The organism is Halanaerobium saccharolyticum, from assembly GCF_003259895.1.
GTDB classification, from domain to species: Bacteria; Bacillota; Halanaerobiia; order Halanaerobiales; family Halanaerobiaceae; genus Halanaerobium; species Halanaerobium saccharolyticum_A.
Genome location: NZ_QLME01000012.1, coordinates 59,500 through 78,480, shown reverse-complemented (window position 1 = coordinate 78,480; position 18,981 = coordinate 59,500). Strand labels below are relative to the sequence as shown.

The 18,981-nt window shown below is 35.6% G+C and carries 14 protein-coding genes; all 14 read right to left on the bottom strand.

Going from position 1 to position 18,981, the window contains the following annotated elements; translation table 11 throughout:
* Positions 1-52 precede the first annotated feature (52 nt).
* On the bottom strand, positions 53-1,036 hold the full coding sequence (locus tag C7958_RS09120) for an aldo/keto reductase (RefSeq protein WP_111572373.1): 984 nt from the start codon (positions 1,034-1,036) through the stop codon (positions 53-55).
* Positions 1,037-1,262: 226 nt separating this feature from the next.
* Complete coding sequence (locus tag C7958_RS15940; RefSeq protein ID WP_258394136.1) at positions 1,263-1,388, bottom strand: hypothetical protein; 126 nt, start codon at positions 1,386-1,388, stop codon at positions 1,263-1,265.
* A 195-nt stretch (positions 1,389-1,583) separates the two neighbouring features.
* Complete coding sequence (locus tag C7958_RS09115; RefSeq protein WP_111572372.1) at positions 1,584-3,362, bottom strand: ABC transporter ATP-binding protein; 1,779 nt, start codon at positions 3,360-3,362, stop codon at positions 1,584-1,586.
* The gene (locus C7958_RS09110; RefSeq protein ID WP_111572371.1) at positions 3,363-5,120 is read right to left on the bottom strand and encodes an ABC transporter ATP-binding protein; all 1,758 of its coding nucleotides are present in this window, start codon (positions 5,118-5,120) and stop codon (positions 3,363-3,365) included. It abuts the gene before it with no gap.
* Positions 5,121-5,175: 55 nt separating this feature from the next.
* Positions 5,176-6,135: an acetylxylan esterase gene (locus C7958_RS09105; RefSeq protein ID WP_111572370.1), complete on the bottom strand. Its 960-nt coding sequence runs from the start codon at positions 6,133-6,135 to the stop codon at positions 5,176-5,178.
* 189 nt (positions 6,136-6,324) lie between these two features.
* Complete coding sequence (locus C7958_RS09100) at positions 6,325-7,530, bottom strand: glycoside hydrolase family 130 protein (RefSeq protein WP_111572369.1); 1,206 nt, start codon at positions 7,528-7,530, stop codon at positions 6,325-6,327.
* Positions 7,531-7,553: 23 nt separating this feature from the next.
* Positions 7,554-8,753: an AGE family epimerase/isomerase gene (locus C7958_RS09095; protein WP_111572368.1), complete on the bottom strand. Its 1,200-nt coding sequence runs from the start codon at positions 8,751-8,753 to the stop codon at positions 7,554-7,556.
* A gap of 150 nt (positions 8,754-8,903) precedes the next feature.
* Entirely contained in the window at positions 8,904-11,387 is a 2,484-nt protein-coding gene (locus tag C7958_RS09090) for a beta-mannosidase (RefSeq protein WP_111572367.1), read from the bottom strand.
* Positions 11,388-11,451: 64 nt separating this feature from the next.
* Positions 11,452-13,542: a methyl-accepting chemotaxis protein gene (locus C7958_RS09085; RefSeq protein ID WP_111572366.1), complete on the bottom strand. Its 2,091-nt coding sequence runs from the start codon at positions 13,540-13,542 to the stop codon at positions 11,452-11,454.
* 171 nt (positions 13,543-13,713) lie between these two features.
* Positions 13,714-15,066, bottom strand: a complete 1,353-nt coding sequence (locus C7958_RS09080; protein ID WP_111572365.1) for a GH1 family beta-glucosidase — start codon at positions 15,064-15,066, stop codon at positions 13,714-13,716.
* A gap of 95 nt (positions 15,067-15,161) precedes the next feature.
* Positions 15,162-16,085: an ABC transporter ATP-binding protein gene (locus C7958_RS09075; protein ID WP_111572364.1), complete on the bottom strand. Its 924-nt coding sequence runs from the start codon at positions 16,083-16,085 to the stop codon at positions 15,162-15,164.
* Positions 16,072-17,064 carry an ABC transporter ATP-binding protein gene (locus C7958_RS09070; RefSeq protein WP_111572363.1) on the bottom strand — a complete coding sequence of 331 codons (993 nt, stop codon included), beginning with the start codon at positions 17,062-17,064 and terminating at the stop codon, positions 16,072-16,074. The genes C7958_RS09075 and C7958_RS09070 overlap by 14 nt, the downstream gene beginning before the upstream one ends.
* 3 nt (positions 17,065-17,067) lie before the next feature.
* A complete protein-coding gene (locus C7958_RS09065) occupies positions 17,068-17,931 on the bottom strand; it encodes an ABC transporter permease (RefSeq protein ID WP_111572362.1) in 864 nt (287 codons plus the stop codon).
* A 3-nt stretch (positions 17,932-17,934) separates the two neighbouring features.
* Positions 17,935-18,924 (bottom strand): ABC transporter permease, encoded by a 990-nt coding sequence (locus tag C7958_RS09060; protein WP_111572361.1) that lies wholly within the window; start codon positions 18,922-18,924, stop codon positions 17,935-17,937.
* Positions 18,925-18,981 lie beyond the last annotated feature (57 nt).

Here is an 18,981-nt window from a genome sequence, read left to right as displayed (position 1 = left end):
TTACTAAAGTCTAAATTTACAGACTTTTGCTTAATTTTTAACACAATTCTACTTACCAGAGGTGGTGGACACTATCCCTGATATATTCATCATAGATTTCGTCAACTCTTGCCATTACTTCATCAGAGAGATCATCTGCTTCAGATGCTGCTGCATTATCTTTTACCTGCCACGGTTTTTTACCACCAGGTATTACACAGCTAACTGCATCGTTCATTAGAATCCACTTAAGAGCAAACTGAGCCATTGTTAAACCCTCTGGCTTAACTTTTTCTAATTCATCTACTGCTTTTAAGCCTAACTCAAAATCTACACCGGAGAAAGTTTCTCCTTTATCAAAAGCTTCTCCCTCACGATTGTAATTACGATGATCATCTTCAGAAAAAGTGGAGTCTTTAGAAAATTTACCTGTTAATAATCCACTTGCCAGAGGTACTCTACAGATAACCCCTACCCCTTTTTCTTTTGCTTTAGCTAAAAATTCATCTCCAGGTTTATGGCGGAACATATTATAAATAATCTGAACTGTAGCCAGATTATCATATTCTAAAGCCTTCATCGCTTCTTCTACCTTCTCTACACTAACTCCATAGTTTTTAATTTTACCTGCCTCAACCATTTCTTCTAAGGCCTCAAACACTTCTTCCTGCTCATAAACTTCAGTTGGGGGACAGTGCAGCTGCAGCAGATCAATTGTTTCTACATCTAAATTTTTAAGGCTGCGGTCTACAAACTTATTCAAATTTTCCTTATTATAGCCCTCAGCTGTATGGGGATCAAGCCGTCTTCCTGCTTTAGTAGCTATATGTATCTTATTATCAGTCTCTTTTCTCAGTTTAGCCATTAAACGCTCACTACGGCCATCTCCATAAACATCAGCTGTGTCAAAAAAATTGATCCCCTGATTTACAGCCTCTCTTAAAGCTGCCATTGACTGATCATCTTCTACATCACCCCAGGAGCCGCCAATTGCCCAGCCGCCAAACGAAACTTCTGATACTTCAAAACCTGTTTTACCTAATTTCCTATACTTCATTTCTTCTACCTCCTTGAATTTTGAAATATTATTAATAAAAATAGTTTTAAGTTATTTTAAGTTGTAAATTATCTAAATTAATTATACCACTTTCTCGATCATATTAAAAGATTATGAATAAAAACAAAAAAAGAACACCCTTTATAATTTGTAATAAAGGAAGTGTTCTTTTAAGTTTCATGATTATTATAATTTTCGATTGTAATATTCATTATAGTCTTATTTCCTAAAACTGCATGTAACTGCTGTCATCATTGCTGCGGTATTGATCTTTAACTTCTCTAAGGTTGTTTTCGATTCTCTGCCCCTCAGAATTTACCTCACTAAAAAATCTCTTTACTCTTTCAAACATTATTAATCACCCTTTCTTATAGTGTTTTTAACTTATAAGTGATTTTCTTATAATTGTTATACTGTAATTATACAGAAATAATATTCATTGTCAAGAATAATTACTGTTTTTTATTAAATTGTATTTTGTTTTACACAACTATTCCTGGATACTGCTGAGATATTCTAATTTAAATGATATTCAACTTTAAATATTTTAGATAACTCTATTATACTGAGCCATATATAAATCATGATAGTGTCCCTCTCTGGCCATTAATTCCTCGTGACTTCCGGTTTCAATAATTTCGCCTTCATCCAGGACCATAATTCGATCTGCATTTCTGATAGTAGAAAGTCTGTGAGCTATCACAAAAGAAGTTCTTCCTTCTAAAACAGCCTGAGTTGCCTTCTGAATCAAAATTTCAGTTTGAGTATCAATACTGGATGTCGCCTCATCTAAAATTAAAATTTTAGGATCAGAAAGAATGGTCCTGGCAAATGAGATCAGCTGTCGCTGACCCACTGATAACCGGGAACCACGCTCATTAACTTCAGTATCATATCCGTTTTCCATTTCGCTAATAAATCCAGCTGCATAAACAATCTCAGCAGCTTTCTCTATATCCTCTCGGCTTGCTTCTAAATTACCATAACGAATGTTATCTGCTATAGAGCCAGAGAAAATAAAGGTATCCTGCATCATAACCCCAATTTGTTTTCTTAAAGATTCAATTTTAACCCCCTGAATATCATAACCATCAATTAGAATATCACCCTGATCAATATCATAAAAACGGGTCATTAAATTAATGATAGTACTTTTTCCGGCTCCAGTTGCCCCCACAAAAGCAATAGTCTCACCAGGTTGAACTTCAAAGTTCATATCTTTAAGAATAACTTCTCCACCTTCTTCATAACTAAAGGTCACATCTTTAAATTCTACTCTACCCTTGATTTCAGGCATTTCTTCAGCATCAGGCTGATCAACAATATCCGGATCTGTGTCCAGGACATCAAATATTCTCTCGGCAGCTGAATTAGCTACTAAAACTTGATTATAAAAATTGCTAATATTAATAATCGGCTGCCATAAACGCCAGATATACTGGAGTAAAGCAACAAGAGTACCGATAGTTACCAGCCCGGCATTTAAATCTCTAATCCCAACTAAGTACATTATAATTACACTGGTAGTGTTAATTAAGAGTACAATTGGGAAAATACCGTGAGATAACATTACTGTTTTCATCCAGTTGCTGACATAATCATCCTGGAGATCTTTAAAGATACTGCTGTTTTTCTCTTCTCTCACAAATGCCTGAGTAATCTGCATTCCGGTTAAGCTTTCATGAATATAGGCATTCATATTGGAACGCTTTTTTTGAACCCGGCGCCAGCCAATCCTGATTTTCTTTTTCAATAGAAAAATCGAAAAGATAAGAATCGGCATAACTGTAATTGAAATTAAGGTTAAGCGAAGATCAAGATTGAGCATAATTATCAAAATTGCAAGAAAGCGAAAGGTGTCTGTAATAATGTTAATTAACCCGTTTTCTAATAAATTCTGGAGGGAGTTAACATTATTCATTACCCTGACAATAATTTTTCCGGCAGGGATTGAGTCAAAATAACTAAAAGATAATTTTTGAATATGTTGAAAAAGATCCTGTCTGATATTTCTTACAACCTTATGTCCAACTTTACTCATAATGAGAACTCTAAAACGAACAGCAATTCCGTTGACAGCAAGCAGAGCCAGATAGACAAGGGAAATCATAGTCAATCCACTAAAATCTCCAGCAGTAATATAATTGTCTATCGCTACTTTGGTTAGATAAGGCCCTAAAAGATCTGCAAAGGCGGCCATAGCCATCAAAAATAGAGAAAATGCTACCCTGTATTTATATGGTTTTAAATAAGCAAGAACTCTTTTTATGTTGTTTGGATCTAAATTTTCCATCTCTTCATCTTCAAAATATCTATTGTAGGCCATTTAATTCACCCACCTTTCTTCAATCTCTTCTTCATCAATTACTTCTTTATACTGTTCTTTAAACATTGTATAATAATGTCCCTTATTATTTATCAGCTGTTCATGTGTACCCTGTTCAATAATTTCTCCATGATCCAGAACTAAAATCTGATCTGCATTTCTGACTGAAGAGATACGGTGGGCTATTAAAAATAGGGTACTTCTCTGTTCCATTCCTTCTAAAGCCTGCTGGATCTGATGTTCTGTTTCCATATCTACAGCAGAGGTGGCATCATCAAGAATTAAAATTGGGCTCTCTTCTACAATTGCCCGGGCCAGCGAAACTCTCTGTTTCTGCCCCCCGGAAAGTCCCATTCCTCGCTCTCCCACAACCTCCTGGAAACCATCTTCCATTTCTTCAATAAAATGACGGGCACTGCTTATTTCAGCCGCTCTTTTAATTTTTTCCAGATCAAGTCCAGGTCTTCCATAGGCAATATTATTGGTTATTGTCTCAGAAAAAAGAAATACATCCTGCATTACTATCGAAACCTGTGCTCTTAAATTCTGGAGATCATAATCTCTATTATCAACTCCATCAATTAAAATCTGACCCTCTGTAGCTTCATAATAGCGGGGGATTAAATTAATCAGTGAAGATTTACCGCTGCCTGTTGCTCCCATAATAGCAACTGCTTCTCCAGGTCTGGCATGAAAAGAAATATTTTTTAAGATTTCTTCTCCGCCATAATTTAAAGATACATTTTTAAATTCAACTTCTCCCGTAATTCTGTCAGCTTTAAGAGCATTTTCTCTGTTTTTGATTTCGGGTTCAGTTTCTAAAATATTAAAAATTCTTTCTGCAGAAGCACTGGTCCGGGAAAACATATTTACAATATGTCCGATCATCCGCATCGGCATAATCAGCATCCAGAGATAAGAATTAAACTGCATCCAGACTCCAAGTGTTATTTCTCCCTGAATTACCAGCCGACCACCATAAAAAAGCAGCAGTACTGTACTTGTCCCTCCCAGAAATTCCATGATTGGAAAATACTTAGACCAAATTTTTGCTGCGCTATAATTTTTAGTAAAATAATTATTATTTTCCTCATCAAATTTTTCCATCTCATAACACTGCTGGTGGAAAGCCTTAACAATTCTGATTCCAGATATATTTTCCTGAACAGTTGAATTTAAATCAGAATACTGTCTTCTTACCTGACGAAAAACAGGCTTAATCCTGACTCCAAGTCTGTAGGCAAAAAATCCAATTAAAGGACTTAAAGCCAGCGAGACCAGCGCCAGTTTGAGGCTCTCTGGAATCAGCACCGCCATTACAAATACTATGTAGAAAATTGCCCTTGTAAACTGAATCATTCCATCAGCAAAAAGCATTCTTACCGCTTCCATATCACCTGTCATTCTGGACATTAGTTCTCCAGTTCGATTATTATTAAAAAAGTTAAAAGAAAGCTTCTGCAGGTGATCATAGAGATCCTGTTTTAAATCACGAAGCATATTTTGAGATAAGCTCTCAGTAAAAAACCGCTGAACCATAATTGCTGCTGCTCTGAGTAAGTTAGCCACAATATAGGCCACAAGAAAACCAGCTAAAAGCTCCATTTGCTGGCCATTTATTACATCATCAATTATTCTTCGATTTAAATAACCAGGAATCATCGAAAATAAAACATTTAGAATAATAAAAAATAAAGCCCCGAAAAAGAATAATTTGTATTTTCTTAGATAAAGCCATAATTTTTTTAATTCTGTCATTTATATCTCTCCTAAAGAAAAAATTGAAACTAAAATTATAAATCAATAAATAAAATTATAAATCATTAAAAAATCTATAATGCCTATCTCTAATTCCGGGTAAATCTTCATGTCCATAGTCAGGATAAATTACCATCTCTTTTTGGCTCTCAATTTTATTATAAACAGCAAATTGAGTTGAAGGTGGACAGACTGGATCTGAAATAGCAGTTGTCATTAAAACTTCTGCCTCTATTCTATCTGCTAGATTTTGAATATCAATATAAGATAATTTATTAAAAATTTCTTCTTCCTTTATATGTAAAGGGTCATATTTTCTAAAAAAGTCCTTAATTTCGGCATAGGCACTATTTTCAATATCAAGCTGGGTTACCCGTTTATAATCACATAAAAATGAATAAACTGGAGCTGCTTTTTTTATGCGAGGTTCCAGAGCTGCACAGGCAATTGTTAAAGCTCCTCCCTGCGAATAACCATAAACACCAACTCTATTCTGATCAACACTTTCCATCTTCATTACAATTTCAGCTAATTGTGCAGTGTCTAAAAATACATTGCGGTAGTAAAGTTTATCTGGATCATCTGCCAGGCCTCTGATAATATGACCATTTTTAGTATTACCTTTAACTCCTCCAACATCTTCAGAAAAACCAGCATTCTGACCACGGCAGTCCATTCCAAAATAAGAATATCCCCGGGCTGCAAACTGTAATTTATCTGCCCAGTCTTCAATTCTACTGCCATAACCATGAAACTCAATTACAGCGGGATGTTTTTTCTCAATCATTTTAGGTTTTATGTATTTAACATGAATTCTAGCATCTTTAACTCCGGTAAAATACAGATCATAGCATTCTGCAAAATCAGTCTGAAAAGCAGATTCTTTAATTTCAATATTAGGATCAACTGTCTTCATTTCAGCCAGGGCTTTCTCCCAGTACTGATCAAAATCATCTGCTCTGGGACTGGAACCCTTATATTTTTTCATTTCTTCTACAGACATTTCAAAAAGCATTTTTAATCTCCCCTTTTAATAATTATTAAATTAATTTAATAATTACTAAATATTTCTATAAATTTTTTATTTTTTAAACAGTTAAATTAATTCTTACCATTAAAGTTATCACTTTAAAATTCAACTTGCAAGTTAATTTCGAAAAAAATGGACACAACTTTTTAGTTGTATCCATTAAGTCCATAATACTTATTTATCATTAATTATTTTTAGATTTTTTTCGATTAATTCTTTTCTTGTCTGGACTGAAGCAGCAGAACGCAGCTTATCTGTTGGAGTATTCTTAACATAGTCTAACAATCTATTGACTGAGGATTCTGCCACATGAATCCTGGTATCAGAGGAAGCATAGTAAATTAAGACTCTGCCATTATCCTCTTTTATAACACCATTTACAAATACAACATTGGAGACATCTCCCACTCTCTCTTCTCCTTTAGGTGCAATTAAATAACCTCCAGGATTATAAATGACTTTAGTTGGGTCATCTAAATCTGTCATAAAGGCATAAATAACATAGCGCAGACCGGCAGCAGTATTCCGAACACCATGAGCAATATGCAGCCAGCCCTCCTCAGTTTTAATTGGAGCATCTCCCTGACCATTTTTTGCTTCCTTTATTGTATGATAAAACTTCTTATCGATTATCTCTTCAGTAGCAATTTTTGGATTTTCAATATCTTCTGCTAATCCCCAGCCGATTCCACCACCAGAACCGGTAGTAATAAAGCTGTCCTGGGGCCGGGTATAAAATGCATATTTACCATCCACAAATTCCGGGTGTAAAACTACATTTCTCTGCTGAGGGGATGGGGTTTCTAAGTCCGGCAGCCGCTCCCAGTTTTTAAGATCCTTTGTTCTGACTATACCCGCCTGAGCTTCGGCAGCAGTTGTATTTCCTGGTTCAGCTTCCGGATCTTTTCTTTCAGTACAGAAGATCCCATAAATCCAGCCATCTTCGTGTTTTACCAGACGCATATCGTAAACATTAATATCAGGTCTTTCAGTTTCGGGGATCTCTACTGGATAATCCCAGAATTCAAAATTATCAACCCCATTATCACTTTCTACTATCGAGAAAAAAGATTTGCGGTCACTGCCTTCAGTTCTGACAACTAAATAATATTTATCATTCATTTTAATAGCACCAGGATTAAAAGTAGCATTAATACCCTGTCTTTCCATTAAAAATGGATTGCTCTCATAATCCAAATCATAGCGCCAGAAAATTGGTGTGTGTTCTGCTGTTAAAACAGGATATTTATAGCGGAAAAAAATGCCATTGCCCGGTTCAACTCTTTCATTTTTTCTTTCTACTAAGTTCTGCCTCTTCTTTTTTAATAAACGAAGACGAGTCTGAAATTGATCCTTATCTGGTTTATTCATTAAATCCATTTTTTTCACCTCAATTTATTTTTTTAGACTAAAATTTGCTCAATTCTATTAATGATTTCATAACAGGCCCGACTGCTGTGATAGGGGGACTTCCAGGCATTAATTTTAGCTTTAGAAGCTGCTTTTCCCTGCTCACTTACCAGCCAGTACCAGCCGCCATTTTCCTGATCAACTATATTTTTCACTATATAATCCCAGCCTTTTGAGGCCGCCTGAATAAAATCTTCTTCTCCACTTAACTGATAGGCATTAATAAAACCGACAACTGCTTCTGCCTGAGGCCACCAGTGACGGTCCTTATCCAGTTTACCAGATTCAAACTCATAATAAATACTTCCATCTTCTGCAGTCCCTTCTTTAAGAACTTGGGCTGCCATTTTTAGAGCATAATCTTCTGCAATATCAAGGACTACCTGTTCTCCCAATACTTCTGCTGCCTCATAAAGCAGCCAGCTTCCTTCAATATCATGACCATAAGAAACAATTTCTGATTTTGATGTCCAGTCCTGGTCAAAAAAGAGCTTAAATCGAAACTGATTCTGGTCAACTATATTATTGAGGACAACTTCAATTAATTCTTTAAGTTTTGATTCTAAGCCAGGATCAGGCCAGACCCGATAGAGATTAGTATAGGCTTCTAAAATATGAAGATGAGTATTCATAGATTTAGCGACATTCATATCTTTTTCACTTAAGCTCATATCATCAGCTGCTGACCAATCTCTATTATATGCTTCAAAATAACCTCTGTATTCTGGATCATAACTTCTGTCTTCAATTAAGGCAAAAAGATCTACTGCTTTCTTTAATGCATCTTCATTATCAGTGGCTCGATAATATTCGCTAAAAGCATAAATACAGAAAGCCTGTCCGTAAATTTGCTTTTTGTTTTCTTTAACTTTTCCTAAATAATTAAGCAGCCAGTAAAAACCACCGTATTTTTTATCTTCAAAATTAGCTAAAAGATAATCATAAGCTCTATCTGCCATCTTTAAATAATCTGGATTTTTATCCTCGCGATAGGCATTAGCAAAACTCCAGAGAATACGACTGTTTAAAATTAAAGCCTTATCAGCTTTAGTTTGAGCTTTATTGGAAACCGATACTTCACCATAAAATCCTCCATAATCTTTATCTATAGAATTATTGAGCCAGAAAGTTAGTAAATTATCCTTTTCCTTAGTAACTGAATCGGCAAATTCTTCTAATAAATTTTTCTTCATTCTTATCATCTCCAGATTTTTATAGTTAATCTCATAAAAGGTTGAATTACTAAGTTTTATTAAACTTAAATAATCCAACCTTTTTTACTGAAATTCTTTATATCAGTCTTTCACTTATTTTATTTATTTTTAATTTTGAGCTAAATCTGTCTAATAAGTATCAATTAATGATCTTATTTTTAATTTTTCTTTTACTTCTGCTGCAGACATTTTTTTATAAGTTTTAATTTCCAAATTGATTTTTCTTCCAGGATAGAGATGGAAGAAATTATCAGTAAAATCTGCTTCAATATCTTTTAACTCTAACCAGGTCCAGAGAGCTGTGTTTTGAGATTTACAGCTAATACTAAATTTCTGCTCATTAATTGCTTCGACTTCGGCTTTGATTCGAGGGTTTTTAAGCTGCATATGTTTTGGTTTGGCAAAAGAAACAAAATTATCAGCTATTATTTCTCCATCCACTTCTAATTCCAGCCAGAGCATTAAATCTCTTATTCCATATTGATTTACATAATCCTGAAGCTCCAGAGTCCTCAACAGCTGATTACTTTCGGCTTTTATCTCTGTTTCAAATGAATTCTCTAAAATCAGCTGACCACTAACATCTCTTAACTGCCAGTTAACCTGACCCTTGATATTTTCAAATTTATCACTGGTAACATGAATCTCAACAGCTGCATCCTCATTATTTTCTATTCCTGAAATAATAATTGGAGCATAAAACTTTTTGGCCATATAATGCAAGGCCTTCCAGCGGCCGTGATAATCAAGTGAAGACCAGCTGGCTACCGGCCAGTTATCATTTAACTGCCAGTAAAGTGTGCCCATAGCTCGCGGCATATTACGCCGCCAGTTTTCTACAGCATATTTAATTCCTAAGCCCTGTAGAATCTGACTTGTCCATAATATATTCTCAAAGCCCTCTGGGAGTTTAAACCAGTCAAGCATATACTGCATAATTGTAGTATTTCCAATTCCACTGCGCTGATGGTGTTCCATAACATAAGAGGTTATATTGCGATCTTCTGCCTCAGTATATTCAGCAACTGTTTCTGGTTCAGGAAATGATTGAAATCCAAATTCACTGTTAAAACGATGTTCACAGGTTCTGTACCATTCAAAAGGTTTTTTACCGTGCCAGACATCCCAGAGATGGGCATCTCCCCAGTCAGGATTATTAAAGTCATTCCGATCCCCTTTTGGACTGTGGGGACTTCCTGGCCAGTAATCTGTTTGAGGATCATGATCTGCTACTACTTCTGGTAATAACTGATCAAATAATTTTTGATAATCATCCCAGGGCATGGTTATTTCCTCATTATTCCACTCCTGAGCTGCAATTCCCTGTTCAATCTCATTGTTGCCGCACCAGAGTGCCAGAGAAGCATGGTGCCTTATTCTTTTAACATTTTCTTCAGCTTCGATCTTTACATTAGCCATAAAATCATCATCAAAGCTGGGGTAAGTTCCACAGGCAAAGATAAAATCCTGCCAGACAGTCAGCCCCAGTTCATCACAGATTTCATAAAACTCATCTTTTTCATAAAGTCCACCACCCCAGACTCTAAGCATATTCATATTTGCAGCTGCTGCTGATTCTAAAAGCTGACGATAATCATTTCTTTCAACTCTGGAGACAAAAGCATCTGCAGGTATCCAGTTTGCACCTTTGGCAAAAAATTCTTTACCATTAGCTGCAAACTTAAAAGATTGGCCCCACTGGTCATCTTCTGTAATTAATTTCAGCTCTCTTAAGCCAATTTTTTTCTCGACTGAATCTAATTTCTGGCCTCCGCTGTCAAAAATAGAGATTTCTAGATCGTAAAGCGGCTGTTCACCCATTCCATTAGGCCACCAGAGCTCCGGATTTTCTACTTCAAATTCTATTTTTGCCTTTTCTCCCTCAATTTCAAAATTATTTTGATAAATTGATTCTCCAGACTGAGAAAAATCCACCTTTACTTCTAAATTTTCAGCAGCTATTTTTTCGGTTATTAAATCAATATCTAAGTCGACACTGCCGGATTCCAGATGATTTTGTTCAACCTTTATTTCCTCAATTCTGGCTGTATTTAGAGCAAACAAATCAATATCCTTCCAGATTCCCATGGTAACCAGCATCGGGCCCCAGTCCCAGCCGAAGTTACTCGGCTGTTTGCGCAGCCAGCCACCACCATGTAGACGGTGATCTCCTACACTCCAGGCAGGTATATGGAACTCTTTATCTTTTTTTCTTAAATATGGTAAGGGGGAATTAAAATGTACTCTAATTTCATTTTCTCCCTCTCTTAAATAATCCTGAACTTCAAATTCCCATTTGCGATACATATTATTTGTTGCAGCAACCTGTTCACCATTAAGAAATATTTCTGCCAGGGTATCTAAACCCTGAGCACTTAAAATAATTTTCCTGGCACTTATAAATTCTGAGCCCAGGCTAAATTTTCTGCTGTAATCCCAGTCACTTTCTCCAATCCACATTACTTTTTCTTCATTATTTCTATAAAAAGGGTCATCAATTTCTCCAGCTGCAATTAAATCTGTATGCACACAGCCAGGTACTTCAGCATTAATAAATTGTTCTTGCTCAGTCTGATTTAACTGCCACTTACCATTTAAAGATATTTTTTTCATTTTTTCACCTCAATTTAGATTTTTTCAGCATAAATTATTTTCTTACTTTTATTAAATCATAAAATCATTCTACTTTAAAATCATTAATGTTTGCAATTAATTCTTCTGACATCGACTTTAATTCAACAGCTGTAGTCAGAATTTCATCTGTAGAAGCAGTTTGTTCTTCAGTGGCAGCAGAAATCTGCTGAGAACTGGAAGCAAAATCTCTGGTCACTTTGGCAATATCATTGATTGCATTTTCTACATTTTCACTTTCCTCCCGCATGGAACCAATTCGAGCTACCACATTATTTATTGAACTACCTAGATTTTTAGATACTTTTCTGATTTCCTTGAAAATATTATTTGTAGCTTCAATACTTTCTACACTGGCACCTACCAGTTCTTCATTTTGATCCATGGAATTTACAGCTTTATCTACTCCAAACTGAATTTTTTCTATTAATTTAGATATTTTCTCAGTCGCTCCAGCTGATTCCTCGGCTAGAGAACGAATTTCATCAGCAACAACAGAAAATCCACGTCCTGCCTCTCCAGCCCTTGCCGCTTCTATAGCAGCATTTAAAGCTAAAAGATTAGTCTGATTTGATATATCATTGATCAAAACTACAATATTTCCAATTTCTTCGGACATTGTACCCAGATTTTGAATTAATTCTGCAACTTCTTTTGTTTCCTGACTCAAATCATTGATATTGTTAATTGAACTATTTACACTTTGATTACCCTTTTCAATTTTTCCCAGCACTTCATCTGCTCCATTTGCAATTTCTTCTGCATTATGATCAACTTCTTTGATTTCGCGATTTAAACGCTGCACATTATTATTGCTTTCTTCAATCTGAGCCAGCTGTTCTTCTGAACCTGCTGAAAGATTTTCTACAGCTAAACCAACTTCTTCTGCCCCTTTATTAACTTCCCGGCTGTTTTGATCCATTTTTTCAGCAGAAGTATTCAAATTTTGAGCCTGACTATTGATATCGATAACCAGATTATTAAGTTCTTCCAGCATTTCGTTAAAGATACCTGCCATAATACCAATTTCATCTTTTCTTTTTAAATCTTTCCCCTTCATCTTAACCTGATTGCGCAGATCACCATTTTTCATTTTTCTAAATGATTCCATAAAAGAAGAGAGTGGTTTAAGCTGCCAGCTGATAAATAAGAAGGTTATCAGCAGTGCCAGGACTAAAAAGATTCCCGAGACAGTCCAGATCGTTTTTCCCAGTCTGGTTACAGGAGCCAGCATCTGCTCAGTCGGAATTTCCACAGCCAGAGCCAGATTATCTGTTATCTGATTTTTTAAAAGATAATTGCCCCCAACTTCTTCAGAATTAACTGTGTTTTCTGCTGTTGTTTCATTTATAAACCAGCTATTATCTATCTGATCTGAAAATAGTTCTTTATCTTGCGCCCGGATTATCTGTCCCTCCGAATTAATTAATTTATAGTTTTCAGCATTTTCAATATCCAGACTCTGCAGTTCGGAATATACAATTTCAGGATTTAAAGCCAGAACTATATAGGCTGTAATTGTTTCACCATCATCAGCATAGATTGGTGAATTATATAAAAGATAGTTCTGATCATTTTCTCTATGTATGGTACCAAAGTTAATATCTTTATATAGATCTTGATCCAGTTTTTCCCTTAAATAATGTTCATTATCTTCTAAAGCCTGGGCTGAATATGCTCTCGAATCCGCAATAACTGTTCCATCTGCCATTGCTAAATAGGCAAATTCAATATTTTCTATATTATCTTTAACTGAACCCAGAGCTCCAGCAGCTGAATACTGCATTCCCATAAATGAATCTATATTGACTGTAAATTCTTCTCTGGCCTCCGGTTCAGACTCACTTCCCGGATACAGGCCTTCCATTAAAGTAAAATAGCCATTAAAACTGCTGTCAGAGTCAATTGAATCAATCTGTCTGTCCAGAGTTTTGAGCATCGCCTCTACATTGCTCTGATAGGAAGAAGCAACTAAATTGATATTCTCATCAATTTGATTTCTGACAATCTCTGCTGCCGAATTAAAAGTTAGATAACTTATGGCTCCCAGTACTATTAATAAAATAACTACTATTACGGCAGATATTTTCCATTTTAAAGAATGAAAAAAAGATAAATTTTTTGTTTGAGCAGACATGATTTTTTCCTCCTGCTTTAATTTTTAAAATCAATAAAGCTTAAAGCAGCCAGGAACTTATAAAACTGGTATAGGGGGACCAGTTTCTTTGTGTTTAAGCAGCTTTAAGCTTTAATTGAAAAGTATTTTAATATGAAATTAAAAACCATATTTCTTTTTTAAAATAAAAATTTATTTTTCTAAGCCATTTTTTTCAATAACATCTTTTAATAAGAGAGCACTATCTTTTAAAATCCGCTTCTGATTATTTTCATAGTCAATATAAATAATTCCAAATCGCTTATCATAGCCAAAAGCCCATTCAAAATTATCCATCAGCGACCAGACATAATAGCCAGCCAGATTAACTCCCTCTTCAATTGCCTGATGAGCGGCCTGAAAGTGTTTCTCTAAATATTCCACTCTCTTTTGATCATGTACTCTGCCATCTTCTGCAATCTGATCATCATAAGCAGCTCCATTTTCAGTTATAAAAATTGGCTTTTTAGTATATTCCTGATCCAGTCTTTTTAAGAGATCTGTCAAACCCTGGGGATAAACCTCCCAATCCATTGCAGTATAATCTGAATCCTCTGGTTTAATTGACTTAAAATTCAGGAATTCACTTTCGTCATATTCTACCAGAGCTCTAGAATAATAATTAATACCCAGGAAGTCAATTTCTCGACTGATTATTTTAAGATCTCCAGCTTCCATTTCAAATGGTTTATCAAATTTATTCTGATATAAATCCATTAATTTTTCCGGATATTTACCCTTCAAGACCGGATCCAAAAACCAGCGATTATTAAAGGCATCACAGTAGTCTTTTGCAATCTGATCTTCTCTGCTGTCACTGTCAGGGTAAACATGGTTTAAATTGATGGTGATTCCAACTTCACCATCAATTCCGCTTTCTCTAAAACTTTTTACTGCCATTCCGTGAGAAAGAAGAACATTATGCGCAACCTGGAGTGCTTTCTGATAATCTTTAAAGCCGGGAGCATGTTCTCCCCATAAATTTCCAACCATTGAGACCACCATTGGTTCATTATGAGTTATCCAGCGTGGAATCAAATCTCCAAGCTCTCTATACATTATCTGAGCATATTCATCAAAATATTTAGCTGTATCTCTATTTTCCCAGCCCCCATTGTCCTGCAGCTTCTGCGGTAAGTCCCAGTGATAAAGAGTTGCAGAGGGTTCAATACCAGCTTTTAAAAGCTGGTCAACTAAACTTTTATAAAAATCAATCCCTTTTTGATTAATTTTTCCTTTACCTGCCGGTAAAATGCGGGGCCAGGCTATAGAAAAACGATAGCTGTCCAGTCCCAGCTCCTTCATTAACTCCACATCTTCTTGATAGCGATGATAATGATCACAGGCTACATCACCTGTATCATTATTTACTATATTACCTTTTTGATGGGTAAATCTATCCCAGATTGATTCACCCTTACCATCTTCATTGTACGCTCCCTCAATTTGATAGGATGCTGTAGCAGCCCCCCACTCAAAATCTTCGGGAAATATTATCTTTGCCATTCAACTGCCTCCTCTAAATTTCAATTATCATCTATCGGCATCTATTATAATTAATATATGGAAATTATTTAGCAAGTTATTTTAATAGATTAAAACTACTTATCACTAAATAATACACTGTGATCTTCTTCAATTTCCACAAAACCTTTACCTTCATTTTCCTGGTAGAATTCTTTAACATCTTTTACTACCTGTTCCGGTAAAAATTCTTCGTCTGGATCCCATCGTTCTCCAATCTCTGGTACAGCTTCAAATAACATCTGAGTATAGGGATGAGTTGCGTTCTCATAAATCTTTTTGGTGTCTCCTCTTTCAACCAGACGGCCTTTATACATAATAAGAGATTTATCTGAAATATAATAGCCTAAGTTAAGGTCATGGGTAATAAAGATTACTGCCATTCCATGTTTTTTACAGGATTCTACCAGTAAGTTTAAGACTCCGATTCTGGTTGATGCATCTAACATACTGATTAACTCATCTGCTATTAAAACATCAACATCCATCAAAAGTGCCCGGGCAATCAACAGCCTCTGCAGCTGTCCCCCACTTAACTGATGCGGAAACTTACCTAAAGTACGATCTGGATTTAAGTTTACATCATATAATGCATCTCTAATTGCCTGATCCTTATCTTCAAATCCCAGCTCAAAAGAATCAAAAATCATATCAAAAACTCGATCTACCCGGTAAAGAGGATTAAAAGTTGCAAAGGGATCCTGAAAAATACCCTGAACTCTTCGATAATATTCTTTAGTCTCCTCTTTATCTTCAATTTCTGAAATATTTTTACCTTTATAAATGATTTCACCTTCGGAAAGTTTAATCAGCTTCAAAATCAATTTACCGACTGTTGTTTTTCCACTACCACTTTCTCCAATCAGAGAAATAATTTTACCCTTTTCAATATCAAAAGAAATATCTTTTGCAGCTACAGTATATTCAGGATTTAAAATACCACTTTTAAAAACCTTGGATAACCCCTGAACTGACATTACTATCTCATTATTTTTTTCCACTTAAATCACTTCCTAACTCTTTCCATCTCCAGCAGGAAACGAAATGTCCTTCTGCTACCTTTTCCCTTGGTGGAGTTTCTTCACATTTTTCAATTGAATAAGGACAGCGGTGTCTAAAGCGACAGCCCTCACCAATATTCAGCAGATGAGGTGGAGTTCCTTCAATCCCTGATAAACGTTTATCCTTATACTGAATACCCACTTTCGGTAGAGAATCAATTAAGGCTCTGGTATACGGATGACGGGGATTTTCAACAATCTCATCTGTTGGTCCTATTTCAGCAAAATTACCGGCATACATAATCATGATTCGGTCTGCTATCTGATATAAAATAGATAAATCATGAGTAATAAACATGGCAGAACCGATTATCTCTAAATCCCGCAGGTTAGCCAGCATTGTTGCTACAAAGCGCTGAGAACTTACATCTAAAGCTGAAGTTATCTCATCCGCAATTAAAAATTCCGGATCCAAAATTGTAGAAATAACCATAATTACTCTCTGTTTCATACCACCTGAAAGTTCAATTGAATATCTATTTAAAACTGATTCATCAAGATTAACCAGATCCAGCCGTTCTTTTACCTTATCAAAAAATTTTTTATCTGTTTTAACTCCATGCTGTCTCGCCAGATCTGCAATGTATGTTTTTATCTTTTTAGTTGGAGAAAAAGCATCAAGAGCATACTGGGGAATTAAGGAAATTGTTCTTAAGCGGAGTTTTTTAAATTCTTTTTCACTCATCTCCATAATCTGATGACCAACCAGATCAACCTCACCCGAAATATACTTGAGAGGTTTTTTTCTGGAAATAAAAGTGCTGGCCAGGGTGCTTTTACCACAGCCGGATTCTCCCGCCAGCCCTAGAATTTCGCCCTTTTTTAAGGTGAAAGTTATATCGTCTACTGCTTTGACCTGTCCTTTTAGAATATCATAATATGCTTTTAAGTTTTTGACTTCTAATATATTTTCGCTCATCACTTACATCTCCCTCAAACGTGGGTTAAAGGCTGCATCTAATCCGGTGTTGACAAAATAAAGTGCAGTAATTAAAATTGTTAAAATTAAACCAGGGATTATTGCCCACCACCACATACCAAGTTGGATTCCATTCCAGTTAACAGCATTCTGCATTACAAGTCCCAGAGAAATTCCTTTTGTTGGACCCAGACCTAAAAATTCAAGCTGTACGGTTGCCAGCATTGTTCCGTTGAACTGCTGAATAAAAACCATAAATACATAGGAAAACATATTGGAAGCAATATCTTCTCTTAAAATCCTGCCAACACTTAAAGCAGAAATCCTTGATAAAGATACATACTCCTGATTTTTTAAAGAAAGTGTCTGTGATCTAACAGCTCTTGCTGTCCAGGGCCAGGCGGTTAAGGAAACAATGAAAGCCATAATTATTACCCCTCTAACTTCCAGAAAAGCTGCAATTACAATCAGCAGAGCCAGCTGGGGAATAACAACAAAAATATTGGTTAACATCATTAAAAGTTCATCAAAAATTGATCCTCCATAGTAACCTGCTAAAAATCCAATAATACAGCCTACTAAAGTTGCCACTGTTCCGGCAATTGCTCCAACCAAAAGAGTTGAACGCAGACCATAAACAGTTCTGGTAAATACATCTCTTCCATCAATTGTGGTTCCAAAAAAGTGATCACCTGATGGCGGCAGATATCCTTCCCCTGCATATTCTCCATATTCATAAGGAGTCAGCATCGGTCCAAAAGCTGCCAGCATAAACACTAAAGCCACAATAGTTAAACCAAATATTACTTTTTTATTTGTTAATGCATAATATATATTTTCATGTTTTGACCAAAAATCTTTAAACACAGCTTACACCTCCTCAGTAAATGACAGTCTTACTCTTGGATCAATAAACATATAGATTATATCTACAGTAAAGTTTGCTATTAAAACCATTGTTACAATTGTCAAAAAGATTCCCTGCATTAAAAAATAATCCTGATTCTGGACTGCATCAAGCAGCATTCTTCCCAGTCCCGGATAGTTAAATACCACCTGAACTGTAATTGCTCCACCAACAATTCTACCCAATCTAAGAGCAAGACCTGTCACCTGAGGTAGAACACCATTTCTAAATCCATATTTACGGATTAATTTTTTGGAAGAACCAAGGGTTTCCATGTATTTTGAATAATTTGAACTCTTCTCATACATAATCATATTCCGCATACCGATTGCCCAGCCGCCAAGCTGAACTAAAAACATTGTAAAAAACGGCAGGAACCAGTGATGTAAAAAGTCCTTAATAAAACTCCAGTTTAAACCCGGGGTTGCAGTTGATCCATAAGCTCCACTGATCGGAAACCAGCCGATTACAACCCCAAAGAAAAAGGCAACCAATCCAGCCATCCAGAAATAAGGTGAGGAAGCTAAAAAATAGAAAAAGGGCATTGTTGATTTGTCCACTCTTTTATCAGTACCCGAAAATGCACCCAGCTTATTACCAACTATCCAGCTTAATATAATTGCGGGTAACAATACAGAAAGATCATATACAATTGCACGTTTAATAATATCTAATACTGGAGTTGGAAATTGGATAATTGAAATACCAAAATCGAGAGTAAAAACTGATTTCCAGAAGTTTGCATACTGCTGCCATAAAGGCTGATCAAGGTTGAATAATAATGTTAACTGATTTTCTAAAATTTCACGTCCACCCTCCATACCCGAAAAACGTGATAATAAAGATTGAATTGGGTCCCCCGGCATCAGCCTGGGAATAAAAAAGTTAATCGTAACTGCCAGGATAAAGGTGATTATATAAACAATGATTTTTTTCCTCAAATATTTACCCATCTTTTACTGCTCCTTTCTAAATAACAGGCCCGATAAAATATCGGACCTGCTTATTAT